We start from the raw sequence: 21,600 nt of genomic DNA, 5'->3' as shown, positions 1-21,600 counted from the left end.
CTCAATTCAGTCCGATATGTCGACGCGCAGCGTCTGGCGCAACTCGCCGCTGGCCCGGTCATAGATCAGGATCTCGTCGGCATCGGTGACGATTGCGAACCAACCTGCGCTTTGCGTGAAGGCGACCGGGGCGGCGCCTTCGGGAACCGTAATCGCCTCCGGCAGGGTCAGATCGGTGCGCGCGCCGAACCGGGTGACAAAGAGCGCCACGATCACTATGAACCCGATGATCATCGTTGCGGTCAGAACCGTGACCAATACGCGCAGATATCGCACCAACGCCGGATCGACCGGCTGCATCTGGGGATCTTCATCCATGGGTTCGACCTCTTTGACGTTTCGGATCGGTATGGACCCGCCACCGCGGCTTGACAAGGCGCTGGCGCGCGACGTTCCGGTGGACGCGGCCCTATCGCGCACACGGCTGGCCCGGCTGATCGAGGCCGGGCAAATCCGTATCAACGGTGCGGTCGTCACTGATCCAAAGGCGCGCGTGGCCGAGGATGACGAGGTCGCCATCACCGTTCCCGTGGCCGAGGACACACATATCCTGCCCGAGGAAATTGCGCTCGAAATTCTGCACGAGGACGGCGATCTGCTGGTCGTGAACAAGCCCGCTGGCATGGTCGTCCACCCTGCCCCCGGCACGCCGGGCGGCACGCTGGTCAACGCGCTTTTGCATCATTTCGGCGGCGATTTGTCGGGCGTCGGCGGGCAAAAGCGGCCCGGCATCGTTCACCGTATCGACAAGGATACCAGCGGCCTTCTGGTGGTGGCCAAATCCGATGCCGCCCATCATGGCCTGGCCGCGCAATTCGCGCAGCATACGGCCCAGCGGCGCTATATCGCGCTGTGTCATGGCACGCCCGAGGCGTCGGATCCGCGGCTGCGCGGCCTGCGCGGCATCAGTTTTGAGCCGGGCAATATCCTGCGCATCACCTCGCATCTGGCGCGGCATCGCACGGACCGCCAGAAACAGGCGGTATGCTGGGCCGGGGGCCGCCATGCGGTGACGCGCGCCCGTACGGTTGAGCGGTTCGGGACGCCGGGCGCCTGCGCGCTGCTGGAGTGCTGGCTGGAGACGGGGCGCACGCACCAGATCCGCGTGCACATGGCCTATGCGGGACACGGCCTGATCGGTGATCCGGTCTATGGCGCGGGCCGCAAGCTGCGGCAAAAGGCACTGCCTCCAGCGGGCGCGGAAATGGCGCAGAGCTTTGGCAGGCAGGCGCTTCATGCCGCCAGCCTGGGCTTTGTGCACCCTGTGTCGGGCGCGGAGATGATGTTCGAGGCGCCCCTGCCCGCCGACATGACCGCACTGATCGAGGCGCTCACGCCCAGTAGCGACGCCAGCACGGTTGCGTGAAAGCGCTGTCACATGGCTGGCGCAGGGAACGGCTGCGCTTCATGATAAGTTAACAAAATAAGATCAAGAGAGTTGTAACCGCTGGCTGCAGCGCCCAAATAGATGTTAACGCCGTAAACATACACGGCACGTGAAGGGGCAATGACATGGCAAATTATGCAAATCTGCCGGCACCGACGCCGGAAGGCGGGCTGAATCGATACATGCAGGAAATCCGCAAATTTCCGCTGCTCGAGCCCGAAGAAGAATACATGCTGGCCAAACGCTGGGTCGAGCAGGAGGATACAGAGGCGGCGCATCGCATGGTGACGTCGCACCTGCGCCTCGCGGCCAAGATCGCGATGGGCTATCGCGGCTATGGCCTGCCGCAGGCCGAGGTGATCTCGGAGGCGAATGTGGGCCTGATGCAGGCGGTCAAACGCTTTGATCCCGAGAAGGGGTTCCGCCTTGCGACCTACGCAATGTGGTGGATCCGCGCCAGCATCCAAGAATACATCCTGCGGTCTTGGAGCCTTGTGAAACTCGGCACCACATCCGCCCAGAAAAAGCTGTTCTTCAACCTGCGCAAGGCCAAGAACAAGATCGGCGCGCTGGAAGAGGGCGATCTGCGGCCCGAAAACGTCAAGAAGATCGCGACCCAGCTGGGTGTGACCGAGGCCGAAGTGATCTCGATGAATCGGCGTATGTCGGGGGGTGATGCGTCACTCAACGCCACGGTCGGCTCCGAGGGCGAAGGCACGATGCAATGGCAGGATTGGCTCGAGGACGAAGATGCCGACCAGGCCACCGAGTATGAGGAGCGCGACGAGCTGACCGCGCGCCGCGAGATGCTGGCCGAGGCGATGGACGTTCTGAACGACCGCGAGAAGGACGTACTCACGCAGCGCCGCCTTGCCGATCAGACCGTCACACTCGAAGAGCTGAGCGGTCAATACGATGTCAGCCGCGAGCGGATCCGTCAGATCGAGGTTCGCGCTTTTGAAAAGCTGCAAGAGCGTATGCGCCAGCTGGCTCAGGAAAAGGGGATGATGGAGGACGCCTGACGCCCCATCCCTCAGAAAATGCAAAACGCCGCGTCCGAAAGGGCGCGGCGTTTTGCATAACTTAGGTCAATCCGGTGTCAGAACGCTTCGGGTCGCGCCTCGCGCGCCATGTGGTCCAGCACCGCGTTGACAAATTTCGGTTCTTTGCCTTCGGGGAAAAATGTCTCGGCCAGCCCGACATATTCCGTAATCACCACGCGGGGCGGCGTCTCGTCGCCCATCAACTCGGCGCCGGCAGCACGGAAGAGCGCGCGCAGCGTCGGGTCGATCCGCGCGATCGGCCATTTCGCCACCAGCGCGCGGTCTGTCATCTGGTCGATGGGGCGCTGCTGATCCACTGCCCGGTCAAGCAGCAGGCGAAACAGATCGGGATCACCCTCCATCATCTCGACGCCGTCATCCACCTCGGCACCAAACCGATGGTCCAGAAACTCCAAGTAGACCGCATTCACGTTCTGATCCGAATGCTCCATCTGGAACAGAGCCTGCACGGCATAAAGCCGTGAGGCCGCGCGCATCTTGCGTTTCTGATTGCCGGAGAGCGAGGGGGCGTCGGTGGTCATGCGGTCGGGGTGTCCTTGGGTTTGCCCGCGATCTGCATCTCGTCGGCGCCGGGGATGAACCCGACGCCCTTGCGCGGAGCGCCCCATTTACGGGTCAGCGCGATCAGATGCAAGGCGGCGGCAGCGGCGCCTGCCCCTTTGTTCATGCGCGCAGGATCGGCGCGGAGTTCGGCCTGCTCGCGGTTCTCGACGGTCAGGATACCGTTGCCGATGCACAGGCCCTGCAGGCCCAGCAAGATGATGCCGCGGCTGGAATCGTTGCAAACCGTCTCGTAATGCGTGGTCTCGCCGCGAATAACGCAGCCAAGGGCCACATAGCCGTCGAAATTGCTCAGACGCTCGGCGATGCCGATGGCCGTGGGCAGCTCCAGCGCGCCGGGCACCTCGACCAGATCATAGGTGGCGCCGGTCGCCTCGATTTCGGCAACGGCGCCCTTGATCATGTTGTCGGCGATGTCGCGGTAGAAGGGCGCGACGGCGATCAGCAGTTTTGCAGGCTTCGAGAGCTCTGCGCGGGGCAATGTGTATTCCGTGCCGGCCATGGATATCACCCTTTGCTCAGCGGGCGGGTGCCCGTGATGGAAATGCCGTAGGCGTCGAGGCCCAGGTAGCGCGTCTCGGGATTGTCCGTCACCAGAACCAGCTCATGAATGCCCATGGTGGACATGATCTGCGCGCCGAGGCCGGTATGCTTGATGGTGCGGGGGCCGTCCTCGTCCAGCTCTTCGGCCAGTTCGGGGCGCGGCTGGCGGAAAAGGAAGATCGCGCCGCGCCCCTCATCCGCGATGATCTGCATCGCGCTGCGCAGCTTGCCGGCGGGCGCGCCACCGATGCCCAGAACGTCCTCCAGCGCGTTCAGCGCATGGGTGCGCGCCAGCACCGGCGCGCCATCCGTCAGATCGCCCTTGACCAGCACCACATGCTCGGTCCCGCTGATCTGGTCGGCAAAGATGCGCATCCCCCACTCGCCGCCGATATGGGCGGTCACGGTCTCGCGGCGCAGCTCGCGCACGAGGTTATCGTGCTTGTGCCGGTAGGCGATGAGATCGCTGATGGTACCGATCTTCAGCCCATGCTCCTTGGCGAATTCGACGAGGTCCGGCAGACGTGCCATGGTTCCGTCCGGCTTGAGGATTTCGCAGATCACCCCCGCGGGGTTCAGCCCTGCCAGCCGCGCGATGTCCACGGCGGCCTCTGTATGGCCCGCGCGCACCAGAACGCCGCCCTGCCGCGCGCGCAAAGGGAAGATATGGCCGGGCGTTGCCAGTGCGGCCATCGTGTTCTGCTCGTTGATGGCGGTCGCCACCGTATGCGCGCGGTCGGGCGCCGAGATGCCTGTGCTGACACCCTCGCGGGCCTCGATCGACACGGTAAAGGGCGTCTCGTGGCGCGACGAATTGTTCACGGCCATCATCGGCAGGCCCAAGCGGTCCACACGCTCGGCGGTCATCGGCAGGCAGATCAGGCCGCGGCCATGCGTCGCCATGAAGTTGATCGCCTCGGGGGTCGCGAATTCGGCGGCGACCACCAGATCGCCCTCATTTTCGCGATCCTCGTGATCGACCAGGATGAAGACGCGGCCTGCCTTCGCCTCTGCGATGATCTCTTCGGTGCTGGCCATCGCCGATTTCAGCTCGGCCTCGACCGGGCCGGGGTTTCTGTAGGCTGTGCTGTTGGGCATAGGGCGCTCCCTCGGAAATGTCTTGCGGTGCGTGCCCGCAATCTTGCCGCCCGAGATAGCGCGCGCAGGCGCTATTGACCAGAGCCGAGTGCCGCCGCGACGCAGGCCGCGAAATCCTCGCCGCGCCGCTCGAAACTGTCGTATTGATCGAAACTGGCCGCAGCGGGCGCCAAGAGAACGGTATCGCCCGGCTGCGCATCGGCATGGGCACGGCGCACGGCCTCGGCCATGGTGGTGCAAACCTGCGCCTCGATCCCCTCCAATTGCATCGCGAAATGCGCAGCCTCGCGCCCGATGACATAGGCGCAGGCGACGTTTTCCAGCGCGGGGGCCAGGGCGCTCAGCCCGCCCTCCTTCTCCAGCCCGCCGCAGATCCAGCGGATGCTGCCAAAGGCCTGAAGCGCCTTGAGGGCGCTGTCGACATTGGTCGCTTTGCTGTCATTCACATAGGTCACGCCACCCGCCTCGGCGATCACCTGGCTGCGATGCGGCAGGCCCGGATAGCTGCGCATCCCCTCCTCGATCACGCGCGGGGCGAGGCCCATCGCGCGGCAGGCGGCATAGGCGGCGCAGGCGTTCTGGTGGTTATGCGCGCCGGGCAGGCCCTTGATGGGGCGCAAGTCGATACTGCCCGCCTGCCGGCCCTTGCGATACTCGCTGAGAAAGCCCTTGCGCGCGAAGACCTGCCAGCCTGGGCCGGTCAGTTTCTCGGCCACCGAAATGCGAATGACGCGGTCATCCGCCGCGCCCTCGCTCAATTGCCCGGCAAGGAAGCGGCCTTCGGCCTCGTCGATGCCGATGATCGCGCGGTCCGGCCCGCCTTCGGCAAAGAGACGCCGCTTGGCCGCGAAATAACCGCCGAGGCCGGCGTGACGATCGAGGTGATCCGGCGAGAGGTTGGTGAAGACCGCGATGTCGGGGGTCAGCGCGCGGGCCAGCTCGGTCTGGTAGCTGCTGAGTTCCAGCACCACGGCGCCGCCGTCCTCGGGCGGATCAATATCCAGAACACCGCGGCCAATATTGCCTGCCAGCTGCGCGTCGCGCCCCGCCTCGCGCAGGATATGGTGGATCAGCGCGGAGGTGGTGGATTTGCCGTTCGAGCCGGTGACAGCGATGACGCGCGGCGGCTGGTCGAAATCATTCCACTCGGCCCCGGCAAAGCTGCGAAAGAAGAGCCCGATATCATTATCCACCGGCACGCCCGCAGCCTGGGCCGCGGCGACGATGCGGTTGGGCTGAGGATAGAGATGCGGGATACCGGGGCTGACGATCAGGCAGGCGATACCCTCGAACGCCCCCTCACGGGCAAGGTCCAGCACCTCCAGCCCGTATTCCTCGGCCTTGGCACGGGCCGCCTCGTTGTCGTCCCAGCAAACCGGCTGCGCGCCGCCGGCTTCCAGGCTGTGCGCAGCCGACAGGCCCGAACGGCCGAGGCCAAGGATGGCGACGCGCGCGCCCTCGTATCCGCGAACGGGGATCATCGGAGCCTCACTGGCATGTCATCATTCCTCGGGGGGCACGGGACGCGCCCGGTAAATGGGATGGTCGTCATTGCGTGGGTCCAGCCCGGCCGCGCGCATCTCGTCCGCGAACTGCCAATCCGGATGGTCGATGAACATATCGTTGCCCAGCGCGACGTCCGCCCAACGCTCGGCCACCGCGCGGCGTGTCAGAAAGAACGGGTAGGCGTCGCTGCCGTCGTTGATCAGCATGATCTGATGCTCTTGTTGCTCGGCCAGCCTTTGCAGCGGGATATAGACAAAAGCCATTTCAGGTCCGCTCTCGGGCGCGGCTTCGGCGATTTGCCGGATGACCACCTCGGCCATGTCGGCGGGCCACACCAACCCTGCCGTTGTGAAAAGCCCTTCGAACTGCGCAAGAGCCTCGTCACGTCCGGTTTTCCAGTCGAGGTAGATCAACCGATCCGTCTCCCAGAGGGCGTGAAACAAGATTGCCATCGGGCGAAACCCATCCAGCCACTCGGCGGCAAAGGACTCCTCGGCGCGCCCTGCGATCATGGCATCGGCAGCGGCCAGCGCGGCAGGATCTCCCTCGGTGATCTCGGACACCGCGCGCCGCATGTCGGCATCGGTTGGCGCGGCAATCGGCTGCGCCGCCGCGGCGAATGCCCAGACACAGCCAGCAAGGAAAACCAGCCAGCGCATCTACCGAACTTTCAGCGTCGCGAGGCCGATCATCGCGAGGATCAGAGCGATGATCCAAAAGCGGATGACGATCTGCGGCTCGGCCCAGCCTTTTTTCTCGTAATGGTGGTGGATGGGCGCCATGAGGAACACGCGCTTGCCCGTCCGCTTGAAGTAAAGCACCTGGATGATCACGCTCAGCGCTTCGACCACAAAGAGGCCGCCAACGATCGCCAGAACGATCTCGTGCTTGGTCGCCACCGCAATGGCGCCCAGCGCGCCGCCAAGGGCCAGCGATCCGGTATCACCCATGAAGACGGCGGCAGGAGGGGCGTTATACCACAGAAAGCCAAGGCCACCGCCGATAAGGCCCGCCACGAATATCAGGATCTCGCCGGTGCCATCGACATAATGCACGTCCAGATACTCGGTAAAGTCGGTGCGCCCCACGACATAGGCAATGACGCCCAGCGTGGCAGAGGCGATCATCACCGGCATGATCGCGAGGCCATCGAGGCCATCGGTCAGGTTCACCGCATTGGCCGCGCCGACGATCACAACCATGGCGAAGGGCACGAAGAAGACGCCGAGATTGATCAGCACATCCTTGAACACCGGCAAAGCCAGTTGGTATTGCAGCGGCTCGGGGTGATACGCCGCCGCCCAATAGGCCGCGATGCCCGCGATCAGGAAGCCCAGCGCAAGGCGCAGCTTGCCGGGCACGCCCGCATGGTTCTGCTTGGACACTTTGGCGTAATCATCTGCAAAGCCGATGGCGCCGAAGCTCATCGTGACGAAGAGAACCATCCATATGAAAGGATTATCCAACCGCGCCCAGAGCAGCGTCGACGTCAGCAGCGCGCCCACAATCAGAAGACCGCCCATGGTGGGCGTTCCCGCTTTGGTGAAATGCCCCTCGGGGCCGTCGGTGCGAATGGGCTGACCCTTGCCCTGACGGCGACGCAGCACGTTGATCAGCGGCGGGCCAAAGATGAAACCGAAGAGCAATGCCGTCAGGAACGCGCCACCTGTGCGAAAGGTGATATAGCGGAACAGATTGAAAAAATCGCCGCCATCGGACAAGGCGGTGAGCCAGTAGAACATTCAATCATCCCTCGTCTGGAGGCGGCTGGTCCGCCCCGATTTGCGCAATGCGTCCACTATGACGCTGACTTTGCTGCCTTTCGATCCCTTGATCAGCAGCACGTCGCCCGCGTCTATCACGCCATGCACCTTATGCGCCAGTTCCTCCGCATTCTCGTACCACTGACCCCGTTGCGCGCGTGGCAATGCATCCCACAGGCTGCGCATCCGCGGTCCAACACAGTAGACCGTTGTCAGCGACGCCATATGCGGCAGGTCCACCAGCGCCCGGTGCATCTCGGCCTCGTCCTCGCCCAGCTCCAGCATGTCGCCCAGAATGGCGATGCGGCGCCCATTGGCGATGCGGCCGATATTGTCGCGCGGCGTGCTGGCGGCCAGCACTTCCAGTGCGGCGGCCATTGAAGTGGGGTTGGCATTGAACGCGTCGTCGATGAGGTCCAGCGTCCACTCCTCGTCTCCGCTGTCGAGTTGCAGCACCTCGCGCGTGCCGCGCCCCGCGGGCGGCTGCCAGCGGGCCAGATCGGGCGCCGCAAGGCCGGCATCCGCGCCCAGCGCCTCGCAGGCGGCCAGCACGCCGAGGCCGTTCATCGCGAAGTGGCGCCCCGCCGAGCTGATCTTGAACGTGGCGGACGTGCCGCCCAAAGTCGCTCGCACAATGGTGCAGTCATTGGCCAAGGTGACGCCGTCGAGCCTGTAGAGATCGCTCGCCGCGCCGAAGGGCACGATGCGCGCGCCTGCCGACTTGGCGGCGTCGATCAGAATTGGCGTGGTCGGCAGGTCGGCATTGACGATGGCGGTTCCGCCCTGCTCCAACCCTTCAAAGATCGACGCCTTTTCATGCGCAATGCCCTCGATGCTGTCGAACGCTTCCAGATGCGCGGCGGCAACGGTGGTGACCATGGCAACATGCGGCCGAGCCATACGGGCCAGCGGCGCAATCTCGCCGGGATGGTTCATGCCGATCTCGATCACGGCAAACTCGGTGTCCTGCGGCATCCGGGCCAGCGTCAGGGGCACACCCCAGTGGTTGTTGTAGCTGGCCTCGGCGGCATGGGTGCGGCCCTGCCCCGACAGCACGACTTTCAGCATCTCCTTGGTCGATGTCTTGCCGACCGAGCCGGTCACGGCCACCACGCGCGCACCCGTTCGCGCGCGGCCCGCCCGGCCCAGGGCACCAAGCGCCTCCAACACATCCTCGACGATGAGCAAGGGCGCATCATCGGCCACGCCCGCGGGGATGCGGCTGACCATCGCGGCGGCGGCGCCCGCCTCCAGCGCCTGGCCCACGAAATCATGCGCGTCCCGCGCGGCGCTGAGCGCGACGAAAAGATCACCGGGCGCCAACGTGCGGGTGTCGATGGAAACGCCGCTCGCCTGCCAGTCCCCGACTGCGCGCCCGCCTGTGGCGGCGGCGGCCTCGGCGGCCGTCCAGAGGCTCACGCGCCCTCCCCCGCTTCGGCGGAATCGAGCGCCATGACGGCGACGCTGGCCTGCTCGGCATCGTTGAAGGGCAGCACATCGGTGCCGACCGTCTGGCCCGTCTCGTGCCCCTTGCCCAAGATCAGCAGCGCATCGCCCGGCCCCAGCGCATCGACGCCCCGCAGGATCGCCTCGGCGCGGTCGCCCACATTGGCGGCCTCGGGGCAGCCCTCCATGACGGCGGCGCGGATCGCGGCAGGATCTTCGCTGCGCGGGTTGTCGTCGGTGACGATGACCAGATCCGCATGCTGCGCGGCCGCCTGCCCCATCAAGGGCCGCTTGCCCGGATCGCGATCGCCGCCCGCGCCGATGATGGCGATGAGCCGGCCCTGCACATGCGGGCGCAGCGCCTTGATGGCGGTCGCCACTGCGTCGGGCGTATGCGCGAAATCGACGAAGACCGCCGCGCCATTGCGGCGCGTCGCGGCCAGCTGCATCCGACCGCGCACTGTCTCCATTTCGGGCAGGGCCTGAAAGACGCGGTTTGCATCCGCACCAGCGCCGATGCACAGCCCCGCCGCGACCAGCAGGTTTTCCCCCTGAAAACCGCCGATAAGCGGCAGATCGACTTGGCTGATCTCATCCAGCCAAGAAAAGCGCAGCGATTGGCCGGTGGGATTGAACCGCTGGCTCAGCAGGCGCAGCTGCGCCGTATTGTGCCGCCCCACGCGCAGCACATCCTGCCCGCGCGCCTCGGCCAGCGCGGCCATGTCCTCGCCCTTGCCGTCATCCATGTTGATCACGGCCACGCCACCCTCGGGCAGAACGCGGGTGAAAAGCGCGGCCTTGGCATCGAAATAGGCCGCGAACGTGTGGTGGTAATCCAGATGATCCTGACTGAAATTGGTAAAGGCCGCCGCGACCAGTTGCACCCCGTCGAGGCGGCGCTGATCCAGCCCGTGGCTCGACGCCTCCATCGCGGCATGGGTGACGCCCGCATGGGCGGCATCCGCCAGCACCTTGTGCAGGGTGATCGCGTCGGGCGTGGTATGGGCCAGCGGCGCGGTATAACTGCCCTCGACGCCCGTGGTGCCCACATTGATCGCCTCCAGGCTCATCGCCTGCCAGATCTGGCGGGTAAAACTGGCAACCGAGGTTTTGCCGTTGGTGCCGGTCACGGCCACCATCACCTCGGGCTGGGCGCCGAACCAGAGCGCGGCGGCGCAGGAGAGCGCAGCGCGCGCATCCTCGGTCACGACCAGCGCGGCGTCCGAGGCGGCCAGCTCGGCCTTGGCGATGCGTGCGCCCTCAGCGTCCGTCAGAATGGCCGAGGCGCCCATGCGCAGCGCGTATTGGATAAACTCGCCGCCATGCACCCGCGTGCCGGGCAGCGCGGCAAAAAGCGAGCCTTCGCGCACCTCGCGGCTGTCGATGACCAGCCCCGTTACCTGCGCCTGTGCGCCGCCTGTGGCCGCAAGACCCAGCTGCGCCAATGTTCTTCTTTGCCCGCCGCTCATCGCCTTGCCCGCCCCAGTCTCTCGTTGCTCAATCGCCATCCGCCGATGTCAGCGTTATATCAGCCACAGGGGTGTGTTCAATCTCGGGACGCAGGCCCAAGAGCGGCGCAACACGCGCCACGATCTCGGATGAGACGGGCACCGCCGTCCAGCCCGCTGTGCGGCGCGGCTTGTCGCCCGATGTCTCGACCGGCTCATCGAGCGTGACGATCAGCACGTATTTCGGATCATCCGCCGGGAACATCGACGCGAAGGTCGCGATCACCTTGTCCTCGTAATAGCCGCCGCCGTTCTCCTTGGGCTTGTCCGCCGTGCCGGTCTTGCCACCCACCTTGTAGCCCGGCACCTCGCCCATGGACGCGGTGCCGCTGGTGACGACCTCGCGCAGCATCTTGCGCGATGCGGCGGCGACGGCGGCGGACATGACGCGCTCGCCTTCTTGCGGGCCATCCTGCTTGAGCAGGGTCGGCCTGACGTAGCGCCCGCCATTGGCGATGGCCGCATAGCCCGCGGCCAGGTGCAGCGGCGTTGAGGACAGTCCATGTCCGTAGGAAATCGTCACGGTCGACAGGTCCGTCCAGCGTTTGGGCAAGAGGGGCTGACCGCCCGACGCCTCGATCATCTCAAAATCGACGGGCTTGAAGAACCCAAGGGATTTCAGAAATTCCTGTTGCCGCTCCGCTCCGATGCCCAGCGCGATGCGCCCCGTTCCCCGGTTCGAGCTGTGGACGATCACATCCGACACACTGATCTGGCCGTAATTCTTGCGATTGAACTCCCCGATCGGGAAGCCGCCGACGCGCATGGGGGGCGATGCGTCGATGATGGTCGTGGGGCTGACCAGCCCCAGCTGCATCGCCTGCGCGGTGGTGAAAATCTTGAAGGTCGAGCCCAGCTCATAGACGCCCTGCACCGCGCGGTTGAACAGCGGGCTGTCGGCGGGATTGCCCTGCACCAAGGCGCGGGGGCGGTCATTGGGGTCGAAATCGGGCAGCGACGCGATCGAGAGCACCTCGCCCGTCTGCACATCCATCAGCACGGCGGCGGCGCCTTTGGCGTTCATAATGCTCATGCCGCCGGCGAGCACACGCTCGACCGCGGCCTGCACGGGCAAATCCAGCGACAGGGTCAGTGGCTGATGGTTCTGCGCGGGATCGCGCAAGCGGTCGTCGAGATATTTCTCGATGCCCGCGACGCCGATCACCTCGGCGGCATGCACGCCCTCGCGGCCGAAACCCGCGCCGCCCAGCACATGCGCGGCCAGCGTCCCGTTGGGGTAAAGCCGCATCTCGCGCGGGCCAAACAGCAGCCCCGGCTCACCGATGTCATGCACCGCTTGCATCTGCTCGGGGCTGATTTTCTTCTTAATCCAGAGGAACTTGCGCTTGCCCGAGAAATCCTTGAGCAGACGCTCTTCCTTCAGGTCGGGAAAAATCTGGACCAGTGCCTTGGCGGCCTTCTCAGGCTCGATCATCTGCTGCGGCTGCGCATAGAGGCTGTGCGTGTCGAAATTCGTGGCCAGTATGCGCCCATTGCGGTCCACAATATCGGCGCGTTGCGCGAGGATCCCCGCGCCCGCCGCGCTGGTGCGCGGCTCGGCGGGCTCTGTCTGGGCCAGAACGCCCATGCGCAGCCCGATCACGGCAAACGCGCAAAAGAACGTGGCGCCCAGCACCAGAAGCCGTCCCTCGGCGCGGCGACGCGCTTTGTCGCGCATGGCCTCGTGGCGCAGGCGGATATTCTCGCGCTCGATCGCGTCGGGGTTTTCGCCCTTGGCACGGGCGGGCAGAATACGCGCCAGCGGGCGCAGCGGCGTGCGGATCATTCTGCGGCCTCCTCGGAAGGCTGGTTCGTTACTTCGACCGAGCCCGAAAAATCGATGCGCAGATCCGTCTCAGGCGGGTAATCCACATCGTCGATACGCCCGAATTGCTGCGCCTCCAGCGGCATGAGGCCGAGACGGTCAAAATTGATATCCGCCAGCTCGCGCAGACGCGCGGGGCGGTTGAGATAGGCCCATTCGGCATTCAGAACGCGCAGACGCTGGCGTGCGGTGGCGATCTGGCCCTCCAGCCGCTCGGCATGGCTGATCGCGGCCTGCGTGCGGTAGTTCTCGTGATAGGCCCAGTAGGCCAGGCCGATTACGGCCAACGCGCTGATCACGTAAAAAAAGCTTCGCATCACTTGCCCCCCTTGAGCAGCGGCATTCCCAGTGCCTTGCGGTCCGTCACCCCCGGCGCCGCATCCGTGCGGATCGCCACGCGCAGCTTGGCGCTGCGCGAACGCGGGTTGGCCGCCAGTTCCGTCTTGTCTGCGGTGATCGCCTTGCGACTGGTCAGCGTGAACTGGCGCGGGCGCTCGGCCTCGGCCGGCGCGTGGCGGCTGCCACCCCCGCCCCCGTCCGAGCGGTCCTGCAGAAACCGTTTGACCATGCGGTCCTCGATCGAGTGAAACGTCACGACAGCCAGCGCACCGCCGGGCCGCAGCGCCCGCTCGGCCGCCTCCAGCCCGCCGATCAGCTCGCCATATTCATCGTTCACGGCGATGCGGATGGCCTGAAAGCTGCGCGTTGCGGGATGCGCCTGACCGGGCTTGGAGCGCGGCAGGCATTTCTCGACCACCTCGGCCAGTTGCAAGGTCGTGGTCAATGGTGCGGCTGTCCGCGCACGCACAATAGCCTTGGCGATGCGGCGGCTCGCGCGCTCTTCGCCGTAAAGATAAAGAATATCGGCCAGCTCGCCCTCTTCGGCGGTATTGACCAGATCGGCCGCTGTCGGCCCGTCCTGGCTCATCCGCATATCAAGCGGCCCGTCCCGCATGAAGGAAAAGCCCCGCCCCGCCTGATCCAGCTGCATCGAGCTGACCCCAAGGTCCAGCACCACGCCATCGAGACCCTGCGCATAGTCGTCCAGCTCGGAGAAAACGCCCTGCACCAGCTTGACCCGGCCCTCGTAATCGGCCGCCCACCCTTCGGCCATCGCCAGCGCGGCGGGATCGCGGTCCACCCCGATCACCTTGGCGGCGCCCGCCGCCAAGAGCGCACGCGCATAGCCCCCCGCGCCCAATGTGCCGTCCAGCCAAACGCCCTCCACCGGGGCCACCGCCGCGACAAGCGGCTCGATCAGAACTGGGATATGGGGTGCATTTTCGGGCGTGGCGGCATTCGGCATCGCCTCAGGCCCTCCCGGCTGCGTCCAGAAGGATGAGCGGGTCGAAGTCGTCGGGCTGCGCATCCAGCCAATCTTCGGTCTCGGCGGCCTCTTCGGTCTCGTAGGTCTCGGGGTTCCAGATCTGGAACGTGTCCCCTGCGGCGATGAAGAAGGCTTCGTTCTCCAGCCCGATCTTGGCGCGCAGCTTGGCAGGCAGCACCAGGCGCCCGGTATCGTCGATCGTCGTGGGAAAGGATTGACCGTGGTAGAGACGCTGCAGGATCTTGCGATCCTTCGATCCACGCGGAAGCGCGTCGATCTTGTCGTCCACCTCGTTGATGGCCTCGACGGTGTAGCATTCCAGGTAGTTGCGGCGGTGATCGCCGTAGACGATGATCAACTCGGGCGCGAGGCCCTCTTTCCAGTTGGGGTCCGAGGCTTCGATCACACGGCGGAAAAGGGCCGGGATCGAGACCCTGCCCTTCGCATCTACCTTGTGATGGCTTTCGCCTCTGAACCTGCGTGCCACGTCTGCGGCCCCTTGCCCTGTCTCAAAAACTGCTCTTCAAACGAAAACGACGGATCGAGCTGCTGCCACTGCTCGATCCGCCGCCCTCGTCCCGCATTTGCGGGGTGTCCAGCTACGCGCGCCACCTGGGGGGATGTCTGCTCGCTGCGCGCCGGATCTCTTCGTTCGGATGAAGGCGGATGCCTGTATGAAACCTGACTTTGGTTATTTTATTCGGGATCGTTTGGTGTCCCTTGTCGTCGTCCCGTCCTCATCACGCTTATAGGGATCGCATGGGAATTCATGGGACGCAACAAAAAAATGAAGCGCGAACCTACAGCATGTAGTTATCCACAAGGGTACAAAACAAGATCATGTGACACGATTTTGTGAAAAAATGGCTCACATAGATGTGATGATCAAAAATCACACCATATCTAGGGGCAGCAGAGGTGACTTAAAATTTCCCCTGATCTCCCATTTTTTTTCGCCCAACACGCAGTCACCGCGCAAAGCGGCCGCGTTTGGCGTACCGCAAGCCCACGGGGAGCGCAGATTCGTTTCGTGAAAAACAGTTGGATTCGCGCAAATGCCGCCGTGCACTCTGCCATTCGCCCGACCTGGATTGCTCAAATCCCGCCCCAGTACCATGAAATCCCACAAGCCGCACGCGGCGCTCAAGGCCAACGGTTCGCGATCCGCGCAAAATCGGTCAGAACAATCACCTCTCGCCCGCAGAGGAGGCATCAGCCAGGCAAATCAAAAAGGGCCGAGGCATCAATGTGCCCCGGCCCCCTCGTTCATCTTGGCAAAAATACTCAAATCCCAACGCTTCAGCGCAGATCACCATCGGGATGGGGCGCATCTGGATCCGCTTGGCCAATTCCCAGAAAGACGAATTTCAAAGGCACCATCCAGGCAAAGCCCAAGATCACGTAGACAAAGAACTCGACCCATCCCGGCAAGTCCGGCAGCCATGCGATCAGGCTGATTGCGGCGACGATATAAGCGGGCAAGCCGATCAGAAGGATCACCAATGACCAGCGCCGCCGCGCCTTGTAGCTCAACCGTGTCTCAGCCATGCCGCCTCCTTGCATCAGTCCGCGAACGGATCGGTCACCAGGATGGTGTCCTCCCGCTCGGGCGAGGTAGAGAGTAGTGCGACGGGGCAATCGATCAATTCCTCGACGCGGCGGACGTATTTGATCGCGCCCGCGGGCAGGTCGGCCCAACTGCGCGCGCCTTCGGTGGACTCGGACCAGCCCGGCATCTCCTCGTAGATCGGCTTGCAGCGAGTTTGCTGGTCGGCCGCGGTCGGCAGGTAGTCCAGCGTCTTGCCGTCCAGCTCATAGCCCGTGCAGATGCGCAATGTCTCGAACCCGTCGAGCACGTCGAGCTTGGTCAGCGCGATTCCCTTGACGCCGCTCGTCGCGCAGGTCTGACGCACAAGGGCGGCATCGAACCAGCCACAGCGCCGCTTGCGCCCCGTGACGGTGCCAAATTCGCGCCCCCGCTCGCCCAGGCGCTGGCCGTTATCATCGTCCAGTTCGGTTGGAAACGGGCCCTCGCCCACGCGGGTGGTGTAGGCCTTGACGATGCCCAGCACGTAATTGATGGCCCCCGGCCCTACGCCGACGCCCGTCGCCGCCTGCCCCGCGATCACGTTGGACGAGGTGACAAAGGGATAGGTGCCGAAATCGATATCCAGCAGCGCGCCCTGCGCCCCCTCAAAAAGGATGCGCTTGCCGGCCTTGCGCTGATCGTTCAGCACCTTCCAGACGGGCGCGGCGTATTGCAGAATTTCCGGCGCAATCTCTTGCAGCTGCGCGATCAGCGCGTCGCGATCCACCGCCTCGATCCCGAGGCCCTTGCGCAGCGGATCGTGATGCTGCAGCGCGCGGTCCACCCGCGCCTCAAGCGTGGCCGCATCCGCCAGATCCGCCACCCGGACCGAGCGGCGCCCGACCTTGTCTTCATAGGCCGGCCCAATGCCGCGCCCGGTCGTGCCGATCTTGGTGCCCTTGCTGGCCGCCTCCTCGCGGGCGCGGTCCAGCTCGCCGTGGATGGGCAGGATAAGCGGCGTGTTTTCCGCGATCATGAGTGTGTCGGGGCTGATCTCGACGCCTTGCTCACGGATCTTCGCGATCTCGGCCACCAGGTGCCACGGATCCAGAACAACGCCATTGCCGATCACCGACAGCTTGCCGCCCCGCACCACGCCCGAAGGCAGCGCGTTCAGCTTGTAGACCTTGCCGTCGACAACCAATGTGTGCCCGGCATTATGCCCACCCTGAAAGCGTGCGATGACATCTGCCCGCTCACTCAGCCAATCGACGATCTTGCCTTTGCCTTCGTCGCCCCATTGGGCGCCTACGACGACCACGTTTGCCATGCCGGACCTCTTGTCATTACGGATAAAACCCGCGTCGGTATAGCGGTGCGCTGGAGCAGGCGAAACCTCTAAATCGGTCCAACGAGGGGCGTCTGCGCTCTGGACAGACGCCATGCGCCATGGCCCACTGTCCCTTCCGACAGTAAAGGAGAATTCATGGGATTCGCGCTACGCTGGCTGATCGCCTTTGTCCTTCTGACAGCGACCTTCAATCCGACGCCGTGGAATTACATCCAATGGGCGCGTCAGTCCTATCAGGACCAACTGCCGTTGGTGGTTCTAGCGGGCCTGATCCTTTTAGTTGTCTATGTCGTCTACCTGCGCGCCACGCTGCGCTCGATCGGGGGCTTTGGCATGACGATGGTGTTGGCGATCACGGCGGCGGGTCTGTGGGTGCTGCATGATTACGGCCTTCTGACGCTGCGCGACACGTCGCAGCTGATCTGGCTCGCGCTTGTCGCGCTGTCTTTGGTGCTTGGCATCGGACTTAGCTGGAGCCATCTGCGCAGGCGCCTTTCAGGCCAATCGGATATCGACGACGTCGGCGATTAACCGCATGGCAGCAGGCCCTATGGTTATTGCCGCCGGGCATAGTGCTTTGGCACAGTGCCCCGGCAGGCGATGGCGGGTTGCGGGGGCGCCTGAAATTCCATAGATACCGGGTCAGATTTTCTGATTTCCCTATTCGGCAGGCCGCTCAATGGAAAACGTCGTTCTCATCATCCACCTGCTTCTGGCATTGTCGCTGATTGGCGCCGTGCTGCTTCAGCGCTCCGAAGGGGGCGGTTTGGGCATGGGCGGTGGCGGCGGCGCAGGCGGCCGCGTGGCCGGGCGCTCTTCTGGCACGGCGATGGGCAAGCTGACCTGGGTTCTTGCGGGCGCCTTCATCTGCACCTCGATGATCCTCACGGTGATCGCGGCCAGCAATTCGTCCGGCGCCTCGGTGCTGGACCGCCTGACCGATGCGCCCGCCCGCGACGAAGCGCCGCTGGACGACGGGCTGACCGCGCCGCTGGCACCCGCCGACGGCGACGCGCCGGTGCTTCCGACCGCCGATTGATCCTGAATGCAACTGGGCCGCACACGCGGCCCAGAATGGTCATGCGGTGCGGTTGCGTGCCGTGGCCGAATCCTCTATGGCTCAAGTCCCGTGGTGCTGCGGTTTTTTGACGCCGTTTTTGCACGTTATCCGGCCCCAAAGCATGGGCCTCAAACACGGGGGACCGCCACCCAATGGCCAGATACATCTTCATCACCGGCGGCGTTGTCTCCTCCCTCGGCAAGGGTCTTGCCTCCGCCGCACTCGGCGCGCTTCTGCAGGCGCGCGGCTTCTCGGTTCGCCTGCGCAAGCTGGATCCGTATCTCAATGTCGATCCCGGCACGATGAGCCCTTTCGAGCACGGAGAGGTCTTCGTCACCGATGACGGGGCCGAAACCGACTTGGATCTTGGCCATTACGAGCGTTTCACAGGCGTCCCCGCCCGCATGACGGATTCTGTCAGCTCGGGGCGGATCTACTCCAATGTACTGGAGAAAGAGCGTCGGGGCGACTATTTGGGCAAGACGATTCAGGTCGTTCCCCACGTGACGAACGAGATCAAGGACTTCCTCGCCATCGGCGAGGACGAGGTCGATTTCATGCTGTGCGAGATCGGCGGCACGGTGGGCGATATCGAAGGCCTGCCCTTTTTTGAGGCGATCCGGCAGTTCAGCCATGACCAGCCGCGCGGGCAGTGCATCTTCATGCACCTGACCCTCCTGCCCTATCTGGCCGCCAGCGGAGAGCTGAAAACCAAGCCGACCCAGCACAGCGTCAAGGAACTGCAGTCGATCGGCATCGCGCCCGACATCCTCGTCTGCCGCTCCGAACACCCCATCCCCGAAAAGGAACGCGAGAAGATCGCCCTTTTCTGCAACGTGCGCAAAGAGGCCGTCGTTGCCGCCTATGATCTGAAGTCGATCTACGAGGCGCCGCTGGCCTATCACCGCGAGGGGCTGGATCAGGCCGTGCTCGACGCGTTCCAGATATCGCCCGCCCCGCGCCCCGATCTGAGCATCTGGCAGGACGTGGCGGACCGCATCCACAACACTGACGGCGCCGTCAGCATCGCCATCGTCGGCAAATATACACAGCTCGAAGATGCCTACAAATCCATCAAGGAGGCGCTGACCCATGGCGGCATGGCCAACCGGGTCAAGGTCAACGTCGAATGGGTCGATGCCGAGGTCTTCGATTTGGAAGATCCAGCCCAGCATCTCGAAGGCTTCCACGCGATCCTCGTGCCGGGCGGCTTCGGCGAGCGCGGCACCGAAGGCAAGATCAAGGCGGCGCAATTCGCACGCGAGCGCAAGATCCCCTATATGGGCATCTGCCTTGGCATGCAGCTGGCGGTGATCGAGGCCGCGCGCAACGTCGCGGGGATCAAGACCGCAGGCTCGGAGGAGTTCGACCATGAGGCGGATGTGCGCCGTTTCGAGCCGGTGATCTACCACCTCAAGGAATGGGTCCAGGGCAACGAGAAAGTGAAGCGCAAGGTCACCGACGACAAGGGCGGCACGATGCGCCTCGGCGCCTATGACGCCATCCTCAAGGAAGGCAGCCGCGTCGCCGAGATCTACGGCAGCACTTCAATCGAGGAACGCCACCGCCACCGCTATGAGGTGGACACCAAGTATCGTGAAAAGCTGGAGGAATGCGGCCTCGATTTCTCGGGCATGTCCCCCGACGGCCGCCTGCCCGAGATTGTCGAATGGGCCGATCACCCATGGTTCATTGGCGTGCAATTCCACCCCGAACTGAAATCCAAGCCGTTCGCGCCCCATCCCCTCTTCAGCGATTTCGTGCGCGCCGCGGTCGAAACCTCGCGCCTCGTCTGACACGGCGCGCCGGATTGCCAGTCCGGAATTTGAGTATTTTTGCCAAGATAAAACAGGGGCGCGCGCCCGAATTGCGCGCCTGCCTCTTTCTTTTTGCTGAAAATATCCCCGCCGGAGGCTTCTGAGGCGTCAACCGGCACGGCGGTCCGAATGGTTCAGCCCGCCATCAACGCTTCGGCTGCGGCGCGGGCGGCGGGGGTGATCGTGTCGCCCGAAAGCATGCGCGCGATCTCGTCCACCCGCTGATCAGGGCCAAGGCCAGTGACGGTCGATAGCGTCATGCCATCCTCGACGCGCTTCTCCACGCGCCAGTGATGCGCGGCGAGTGCCGCGACCTGTGGGCTGTGCGTGACGACCAGCACCTGACCGCCAGAGGCCAGATCCGCAAGGCGGCGGCCCACAGCATCGGCGGTGGCGCCGCCCACGCCGCGGTCGATCTCGTCGAAGATCATGGTGAGGCCGGGCTGACTGCCCGTAAGGCAGACTTTCAACGCCAACAGGAACCGGCTCAGCTCGCCGCCGGAGGCGATCTTGGCCAAGGGGCCGGAGGGCGCGCCCGGGTTGGTCGCGACGCGAAAGGCGACCTCGTCGATCCCGTCGGGGCCGGGCGGGATCTCGGTCATCTGCGTCTCGAAGACCGCGCGCTCCATCTTGAGCGGCGCGAGCTCTCCCATAACTGCGGTATCGAGACGGCCCGCCGCCTCGGCGCGCGCGGCGCTGAGGGCGCTGGCCGCATCGTCATAGAGCTTGCCCGCGCGCTTCAGCTCAGCGCGCAGACCCTCCAATTCTGCATCCCCGGCATCGAGCGCGGCCAGCCGCGCCTCCAGGCCCTCGGCGAAGCTGCCCAGCTCGTCCGGCACGACGTCATGTTTGCGGGCCAGGGCGCGGATTGCGAAGAGACGCTCTTCGGTCTCCTCCAGCTCGGAAGGGTTGAAGGCAAGCGCCTCGAGGCAATCCTCGACGCCGCGCGCGGCCTCGTCCAGCTCGACCATGGCGCGGCCGAGCGCGGCAATGGTCGCCTCCAGCTCGCCATCCAGCTGCGCGCTGGCATCCTCCAACCAGCGCAGCGCGTCGCCAGCCGCGCCTTCGGCTCCGTCGCCCCCAAGCGCCTGGGCCGCCTTGGCGATATCGCTGCGCACCCGCTCGGAGGCTTGCATCATGCGGCGGCGCGCGTCGAGGGCGGCATCCTCGCCCGGCTCAGGGTTCAAGCTGCGCATCTCGGCGACGGCGTGGCGTAGATATTCCTCTTCGCTGCGCACGGCCTCAAGCGCCACCTCGGCGCGCTCCAGCGCCTTTTGGGCGGCCTGACGCGCGACCCATGCGGCGCGCACCTCTGCCTTCAGGGTCGACAGCTGGCCATACTCATCCAGCAGGATCCGGTGGCCGCGCGGGTTCAAAAGGCCGCGGTCGTCATGCTGGCCATGCAGCTCGACTAGCGTTTCGCTGAGGCTGCGCAGCACTTCGCCCGAGCAGCGGCGGTCGTTGACCCACGCCGTTTTGCGCCCGTCTGCGGTATTGATACGGCGCAGGATCAGCTCGTCCGCGGCGGGCAGGCCCGCCTCCTCCAGCACCGCATGAGCGGCGTGGCCCACCGGCAAATCAAAGACGGCGGTCACCTCGCCCTGCTCGGCGCCATTGCGTACCAGCTCGGCCCGGCCACGCCAGCCCAGAACGAAGCCGAGGCTATCCAGAAGGATCGACTTGCCGGCCCCCGTTTCACCCGTAAGCGCGTTGAGACCCGGCTGGAACCCCAGTTCCAGCCGGTCGATGATCAGCATGTCGCGAATGTCCAGACTGCGCAGCATTGCCCCAAACCCGTCGGCGGGCCATGGCCTGC

Annotated in this window: 21 protein-coding genes; 5 read left to right on the top strand and 16 right to left on the bottom strand. The window is 64.8% G+C overall.

Annotation, left to right across the window (positions count from 1 at the left end; all coding sequences use genetic code 11):
* Positions 1-6: 6 nt before the first annotated feature.
* Positions 7-318, bottom strand: a complete 312-nt coding sequence (locus BW975_RS13610; RefSeq protein ID WP_076534883.1) for a DUF6476 family protein — start codon at positions 316-318, stop codon at positions 7-9.
* Between BW975_RS13610 and BW975_RS13605 the strand changes: the two genes are divergently transcribed.
* Both BW975_RS13605 and rpoH read left to right on the top strand, forming a co-directional pair.
* Positions 317-1,366 carry an RluA family pseudouridine synthase gene (locus BW975_RS13605; protein ID WP_076534882.1) on the top strand — a complete coding sequence of 350 codons (1,050 nt, stop codon included), beginning with the start codon at positions 317-319 and terminating at the stop codon, positions 1,364-1,366. The two genes, BW975_RS13610 and BW975_RS13605, sit on opposite strands and share 2 nt — an antisense overlap.
* 146 nt (positions 1,367-1,512) lie before the next feature.
* Positions 1,513-2,409 carry an RNA polymerase sigma factor RpoH gene (gene rpoH, locus BW975_RS13600; RefSeq protein ID WP_076534881.1) on the top strand — a complete coding sequence of 299 codons (897 nt, stop codon included), beginning with the start codon at positions 1,513-1,515 and terminating at the stop codon, positions 2,407-2,409.
* A gap of 77 nt (positions 2,410-2,486) precedes the next feature.
* On the opposite strand, the gene nusB is transcribed toward rpoH, so the two are convergent.
* The 14 genes from nusB to BW975_RS13530 form a co-directional block, all read right to left on the bottom strand.
* Positions 2,487-2,972, bottom strand: coding sequence for a transcription antitermination factor NusB (gene nusB / locus BW975_RS13595; protein ID WP_076534880.1), 486 nt, complete (start codon positions 2,970-2,972; stop codon positions 2,487-2,489).
* Positions 2,969-3,514 carry a 6,7-dimethyl-8-ribityllumazine synthase gene (locus tag BW975_RS13590; protein ID WP_076534879.1) on the bottom strand — a complete coding sequence of 182 codons (546 nt, stop codon included), beginning with the start codon at positions 3,512-3,514 and terminating at the stop codon, positions 2,969-2,971. The genes nusB and BW975_RS13590 overlap by 4 nt, the downstream gene beginning before the upstream one ends.
* Before the next feature lie 5 nt (positions 3,515-3,519).
* A complete protein-coding gene (ribB, locus tag BW975_RS13585; protein WP_076534878.1) occupies positions 3,520-4,653 on the bottom strand; it encodes a 3,4-dihydroxy-2-butanone-4-phosphate synthase in 1,134 nt (377 codons plus the stop codon).
* Positions 4,654-4,724: 71 nt separating this feature from the next.
* Positions 4,725-6,134 carry a UDP-N-acetylmuramoyl-L-alanine--D-glutamate ligase gene (gene murD / locus BW975_RS13580; RefSeq protein WP_076534877.1) on the bottom strand — a complete coding sequence of 470 codons (1,410 nt, stop codon included), beginning with the start codon at positions 6,132-6,134 and terminating at the stop codon, positions 4,725-4,727.
* A 21-nt stretch (positions 6,135-6,155) separates the two neighbouring features.
* Complete coding sequence (locus tag BW975_RS13575) at positions 6,156-6,818, bottom strand: DUF6630 family protein (protein WP_076534876.1); 663 nt, start codon at positions 6,816-6,818, stop codon at positions 6,156-6,158.
* On the bottom strand, positions 6,819-7,901 hold the full coding sequence (gene mraY / locus BW975_RS13570) for a phospho-N-acetylmuramoyl-pentapeptide-transferase (protein WP_076534875.1): 1,083 nt from the start codon (positions 7,899-7,901) through the stop codon (positions 6,819-6,821).
* Complete coding sequence (locus BW975_RS13565; protein ID WP_076534874.1) at positions 7,902-9,341, bottom strand: UDP-N-acetylmuramoyl-tripeptide--D-alanyl-D-alanine ligase; 1,440 nt, start codon at positions 9,339-9,341, stop codon at positions 7,902-7,904.
* Positions 9,338-10,837 (bottom strand): UDP-N-acetylmuramoyl-L-alanyl-D-glutamate--2,6-diaminopimelate ligase, encoded by a 1,500-nt coding sequence (locus BW975_RS13560; RefSeq protein WP_076534873.1) that lies wholly within the window; start codon positions 10,835-10,837, stop codon positions 9,338-9,340. Before BW975_RS13560 ends, BW975_RS13565 begins: the two co-directional genes overlap by 4 nt.
* Positions 10,838-10,865: 28 nt before the next feature.
* The gene (locus BW975_RS13555; protein ID WP_076534872.1) at positions 10,866-12,662 is read right to left on the bottom strand and encodes a peptidoglycan D,D-transpeptidase FtsI family protein; all 1,797 of its coding nucleotides are present in this window, start codon (positions 12,660-12,662) and stop codon (positions 10,866-10,868) included.
* Positions 12,659-13,018, bottom strand: a complete 360-nt coding sequence (ftsL, locus tag BW975_RS13550) for a cell division protein FtsL (protein ID WP_170846594.1) — start codon at positions 13,016-13,018, stop codon at positions 12,659-12,661. The genes BW975_RS13555 and ftsL overlap by 4 nt, the downstream gene beginning before the upstream one ends.
* Positions 13,018-14,007 carry a 16S rRNA (cytosine(1402)-N(4))-methyltransferase RsmH gene (gene rsmH / locus BW975_RS13545; protein WP_076534870.1) on the bottom strand — a complete coding sequence of 330 codons (990 nt, stop codon included), beginning with the start codon at positions 14,005-14,007 and terminating at the stop codon, positions 13,018-13,020. The genes ftsL and rsmH overlap by 1 nt, the downstream gene beginning before the upstream one ends.
* A gap of 4 nt (positions 14,008-14,011) precedes the next feature.
* Entirely contained in the window at positions 14,012-14,515 is a 504-nt protein-coding gene (gene mraZ / locus BW975_RS13540; RefSeq protein WP_076534869.1) for a division/cell wall cluster transcriptional repressor MraZ, read from the bottom strand.
* 812 nt (positions 14,516-15,327) lie between these two features.
* Entirely contained in the window at positions 15,328-15,576 is a 249-nt protein-coding gene (locus BW975_RS13535; RefSeq protein WP_076534868.1) for a DUF2842 domain-containing protein, read from the bottom strand.
* Between the two features lie 14 nt (positions 15,577-15,590).
* Positions 15,591-16,886 carry an adenylosuccinate synthase gene (locus BW975_RS13530; protein ID WP_076534867.1) on the bottom strand — a complete coding sequence of 432 codons (1,296 nt, stop codon included), beginning with the start codon at positions 16,884-16,886 and terminating at the stop codon, positions 15,591-15,593.
* Positions 16,887-17,042: 156 nt separating this feature from the next.
* Here BW975_RS13530 and BW975_RS13525 point away from each other — a divergent pair, with 156 nt between their 5' ends.
* The 3 genes from BW975_RS13525 to BW975_RS13515 all read left to right on the top strand — a co-directional run bounded on the left by BW975_RS13525 (position 17,043) and on the right by BW975_RS13515 (position 19,763).
* Positions 17,043-17,438, top strand: coding sequence for a DUF6524 family protein (locus BW975_RS13525; protein WP_076534866.1), 396 nt, complete (start codon positions 17,043-17,045; stop codon positions 17,436-17,438).
* Positions 17,439-17,586: 148 nt separating this feature from the next.
* Positions 17,587-17,946 (top strand): preprotein translocase subunit SecG, encoded by a 360-nt coding sequence (gene secG / locus BW975_RS13520; RefSeq protein ID WP_076534865.1) that lies wholly within the window; start codon positions 17,587-17,589, stop codon positions 17,944-17,946.
* Positions 17,947-18,119: 173 nt separating this feature from the next.
* Positions 18,120-19,763, top strand: coding sequence for a CTP synthase (locus BW975_RS13515; protein WP_076534864.1), 1,644 nt, complete (start codon positions 18,120-18,122; stop codon positions 19,761-19,763).
* A gap of 155 nt (positions 19,764-19,918) precedes the next feature.
* Here BW975_RS13515 and recN read toward each other — a convergent pair whose 3' ends face one another.
* The gene (recN, locus tag BW975_RS13510; protein WP_076534863.1) at positions 19,919-21,568 is read right to left on the bottom strand and encodes a DNA repair protein RecN; all 1,650 of its coding nucleotides are present in this window, start codon (positions 21,566-21,568) and stop codon (positions 19,919-19,921) included.
* Between the last annotated feature and the right edge of the window lie 32 nt (positions 21,569-21,600).

The sequence above is a fragment of the Roseovarius nanhaiticus genome, assembly GCF_900156535.1.
Lineage (GTDB): Bacteria > Pseudomonadota > Alphaproteobacteria > Rhodobacterales > Rhodobacteraceae > Roseovarius > Roseovarius nanhaiticus.
Note: the sequence above shows the minus strand (reverse complement) of the source record. Positions and strands in the feature narration are given on the sequence as shown.

Coding starts and splice junctions, on each gene's coding strand:
- BW975_RS13605 (WP_076534882.1), top strand. CDS start 317: ATGGGTTCGACCTCTTTGACGTTTCGGATCGGTATGGACCCGCCACCG.
- BW975_RS13610 (WP_076534883.1), bottom strand. CDS start 318: ATGGATGAAGATCCCCAGATGCAGCCGGTCGATCCGGCGTTGGTGCGA.
- rpoH (WP_076534881.1), top strand. CDS start 1,513: ATGGCAAATTATGCAAATCTGCCGGCACCGACGCCGGAAGGCGGGCTG.
- nusB (WP_076534880.1), bottom strand. CDS start 2,972: ATGACCACCGACGCCCCCTCGCTCTCCGGCAATCAGAAACGCAAGATG.
- BW975_RS13590 (WP_076534879.1), bottom strand. CDS start 3,514: ATGGCCGGCACGGAATACACATTGCCCCGCGCAGAGCTCTCGAAGCCT.
- ribB (WP_076534878.1), bottom strand. CDS start 4,653: ATGCCCAACAGCACAGCCTACAGAAACCCCGGCCCGGTCGAGGCCGAG.
- murD (WP_076534877.1), bottom strand. CDS start 6,134: ATGATCCCCGTTCGCGGATACGAGGGCGCGCGCGTCGCCATCCTTGGC.
- BW975_RS13575 (WP_076534876.1), bottom strand. CDS start 6,818: ATGCGCTGGCTGGTTTTCCTTGCTGGCTGTGTCTGGGCATTCGCCGCG.
- mraY (WP_076534875.1), bottom strand. CDS start 7,901: ATGTTCTACTGGCTCACCGCCTTGTCCGATGGCGGCGATTTTTTCAAT.
- BW975_RS13560 (WP_076534873.1), bottom strand. CDS start 10,837: ATGAGCGGCGGGCAAAGAAGAACATTGGCGCAGCTGGGTCTTGCGGCC.
- BW975_RS13555 (WP_076534872.1), bottom strand. CDS start 12,662: ATGATCCGCACGCCGCTGCGCCCGCTGGCGCGTATTCTGCCCGCCCGT.
- ftsL (WP_170846594.1), bottom strand. CDS start 13,018: ATGCGAAGCTTTTTTTACGTGATCAGCGCGTTGGCCGTAATCGGCCTG.
- rsmH (WP_076534870.1), bottom strand. CDS start 14,007: ATGCCGAATGCCGCCACGCCCGAAAATGCACCCCATATCCCAGTTCTG.
- BW975_RS13535 (WP_076534868.1), bottom strand. CDS start 15,576: ATGGCTGAGACACGGTTGAGCTACAAGGCGCGGCGGCGCTGGTCATTG.
- BW975_RS13530 (WP_076534867.1), bottom strand. CDS start 16,886: ATGGCAAACGTGGTCGTCGTAGGCGCCCAATGGGGCGACGAAGGCAAA.
- BW975_RS13525 (WP_076534866.1), top strand. CDS start 17,043: ATGGGATTCGCGCTACGCTGGCTGATCGCCTTTGTCCTTCTGACAGCG.
- secG (WP_076534865.1), top strand. CDS start 17,587: ATGGAAAACGTCGTTCTCATCATCCACCTGCTTCTGGCATTGTCGCTG.
- BW975_RS13515 (WP_076534864.1), top strand. CDS start 18,120: ATGGCCAGATACATCTTCATCACCGGCGGCGTTGTCTCCTCCCTCGGC.
- recN (WP_076534863.1), bottom strand. CDS start 21,568: ATGCTGCGCAGTCTGGACATTCGCGACATGCTGATCATCGACCGGCTG.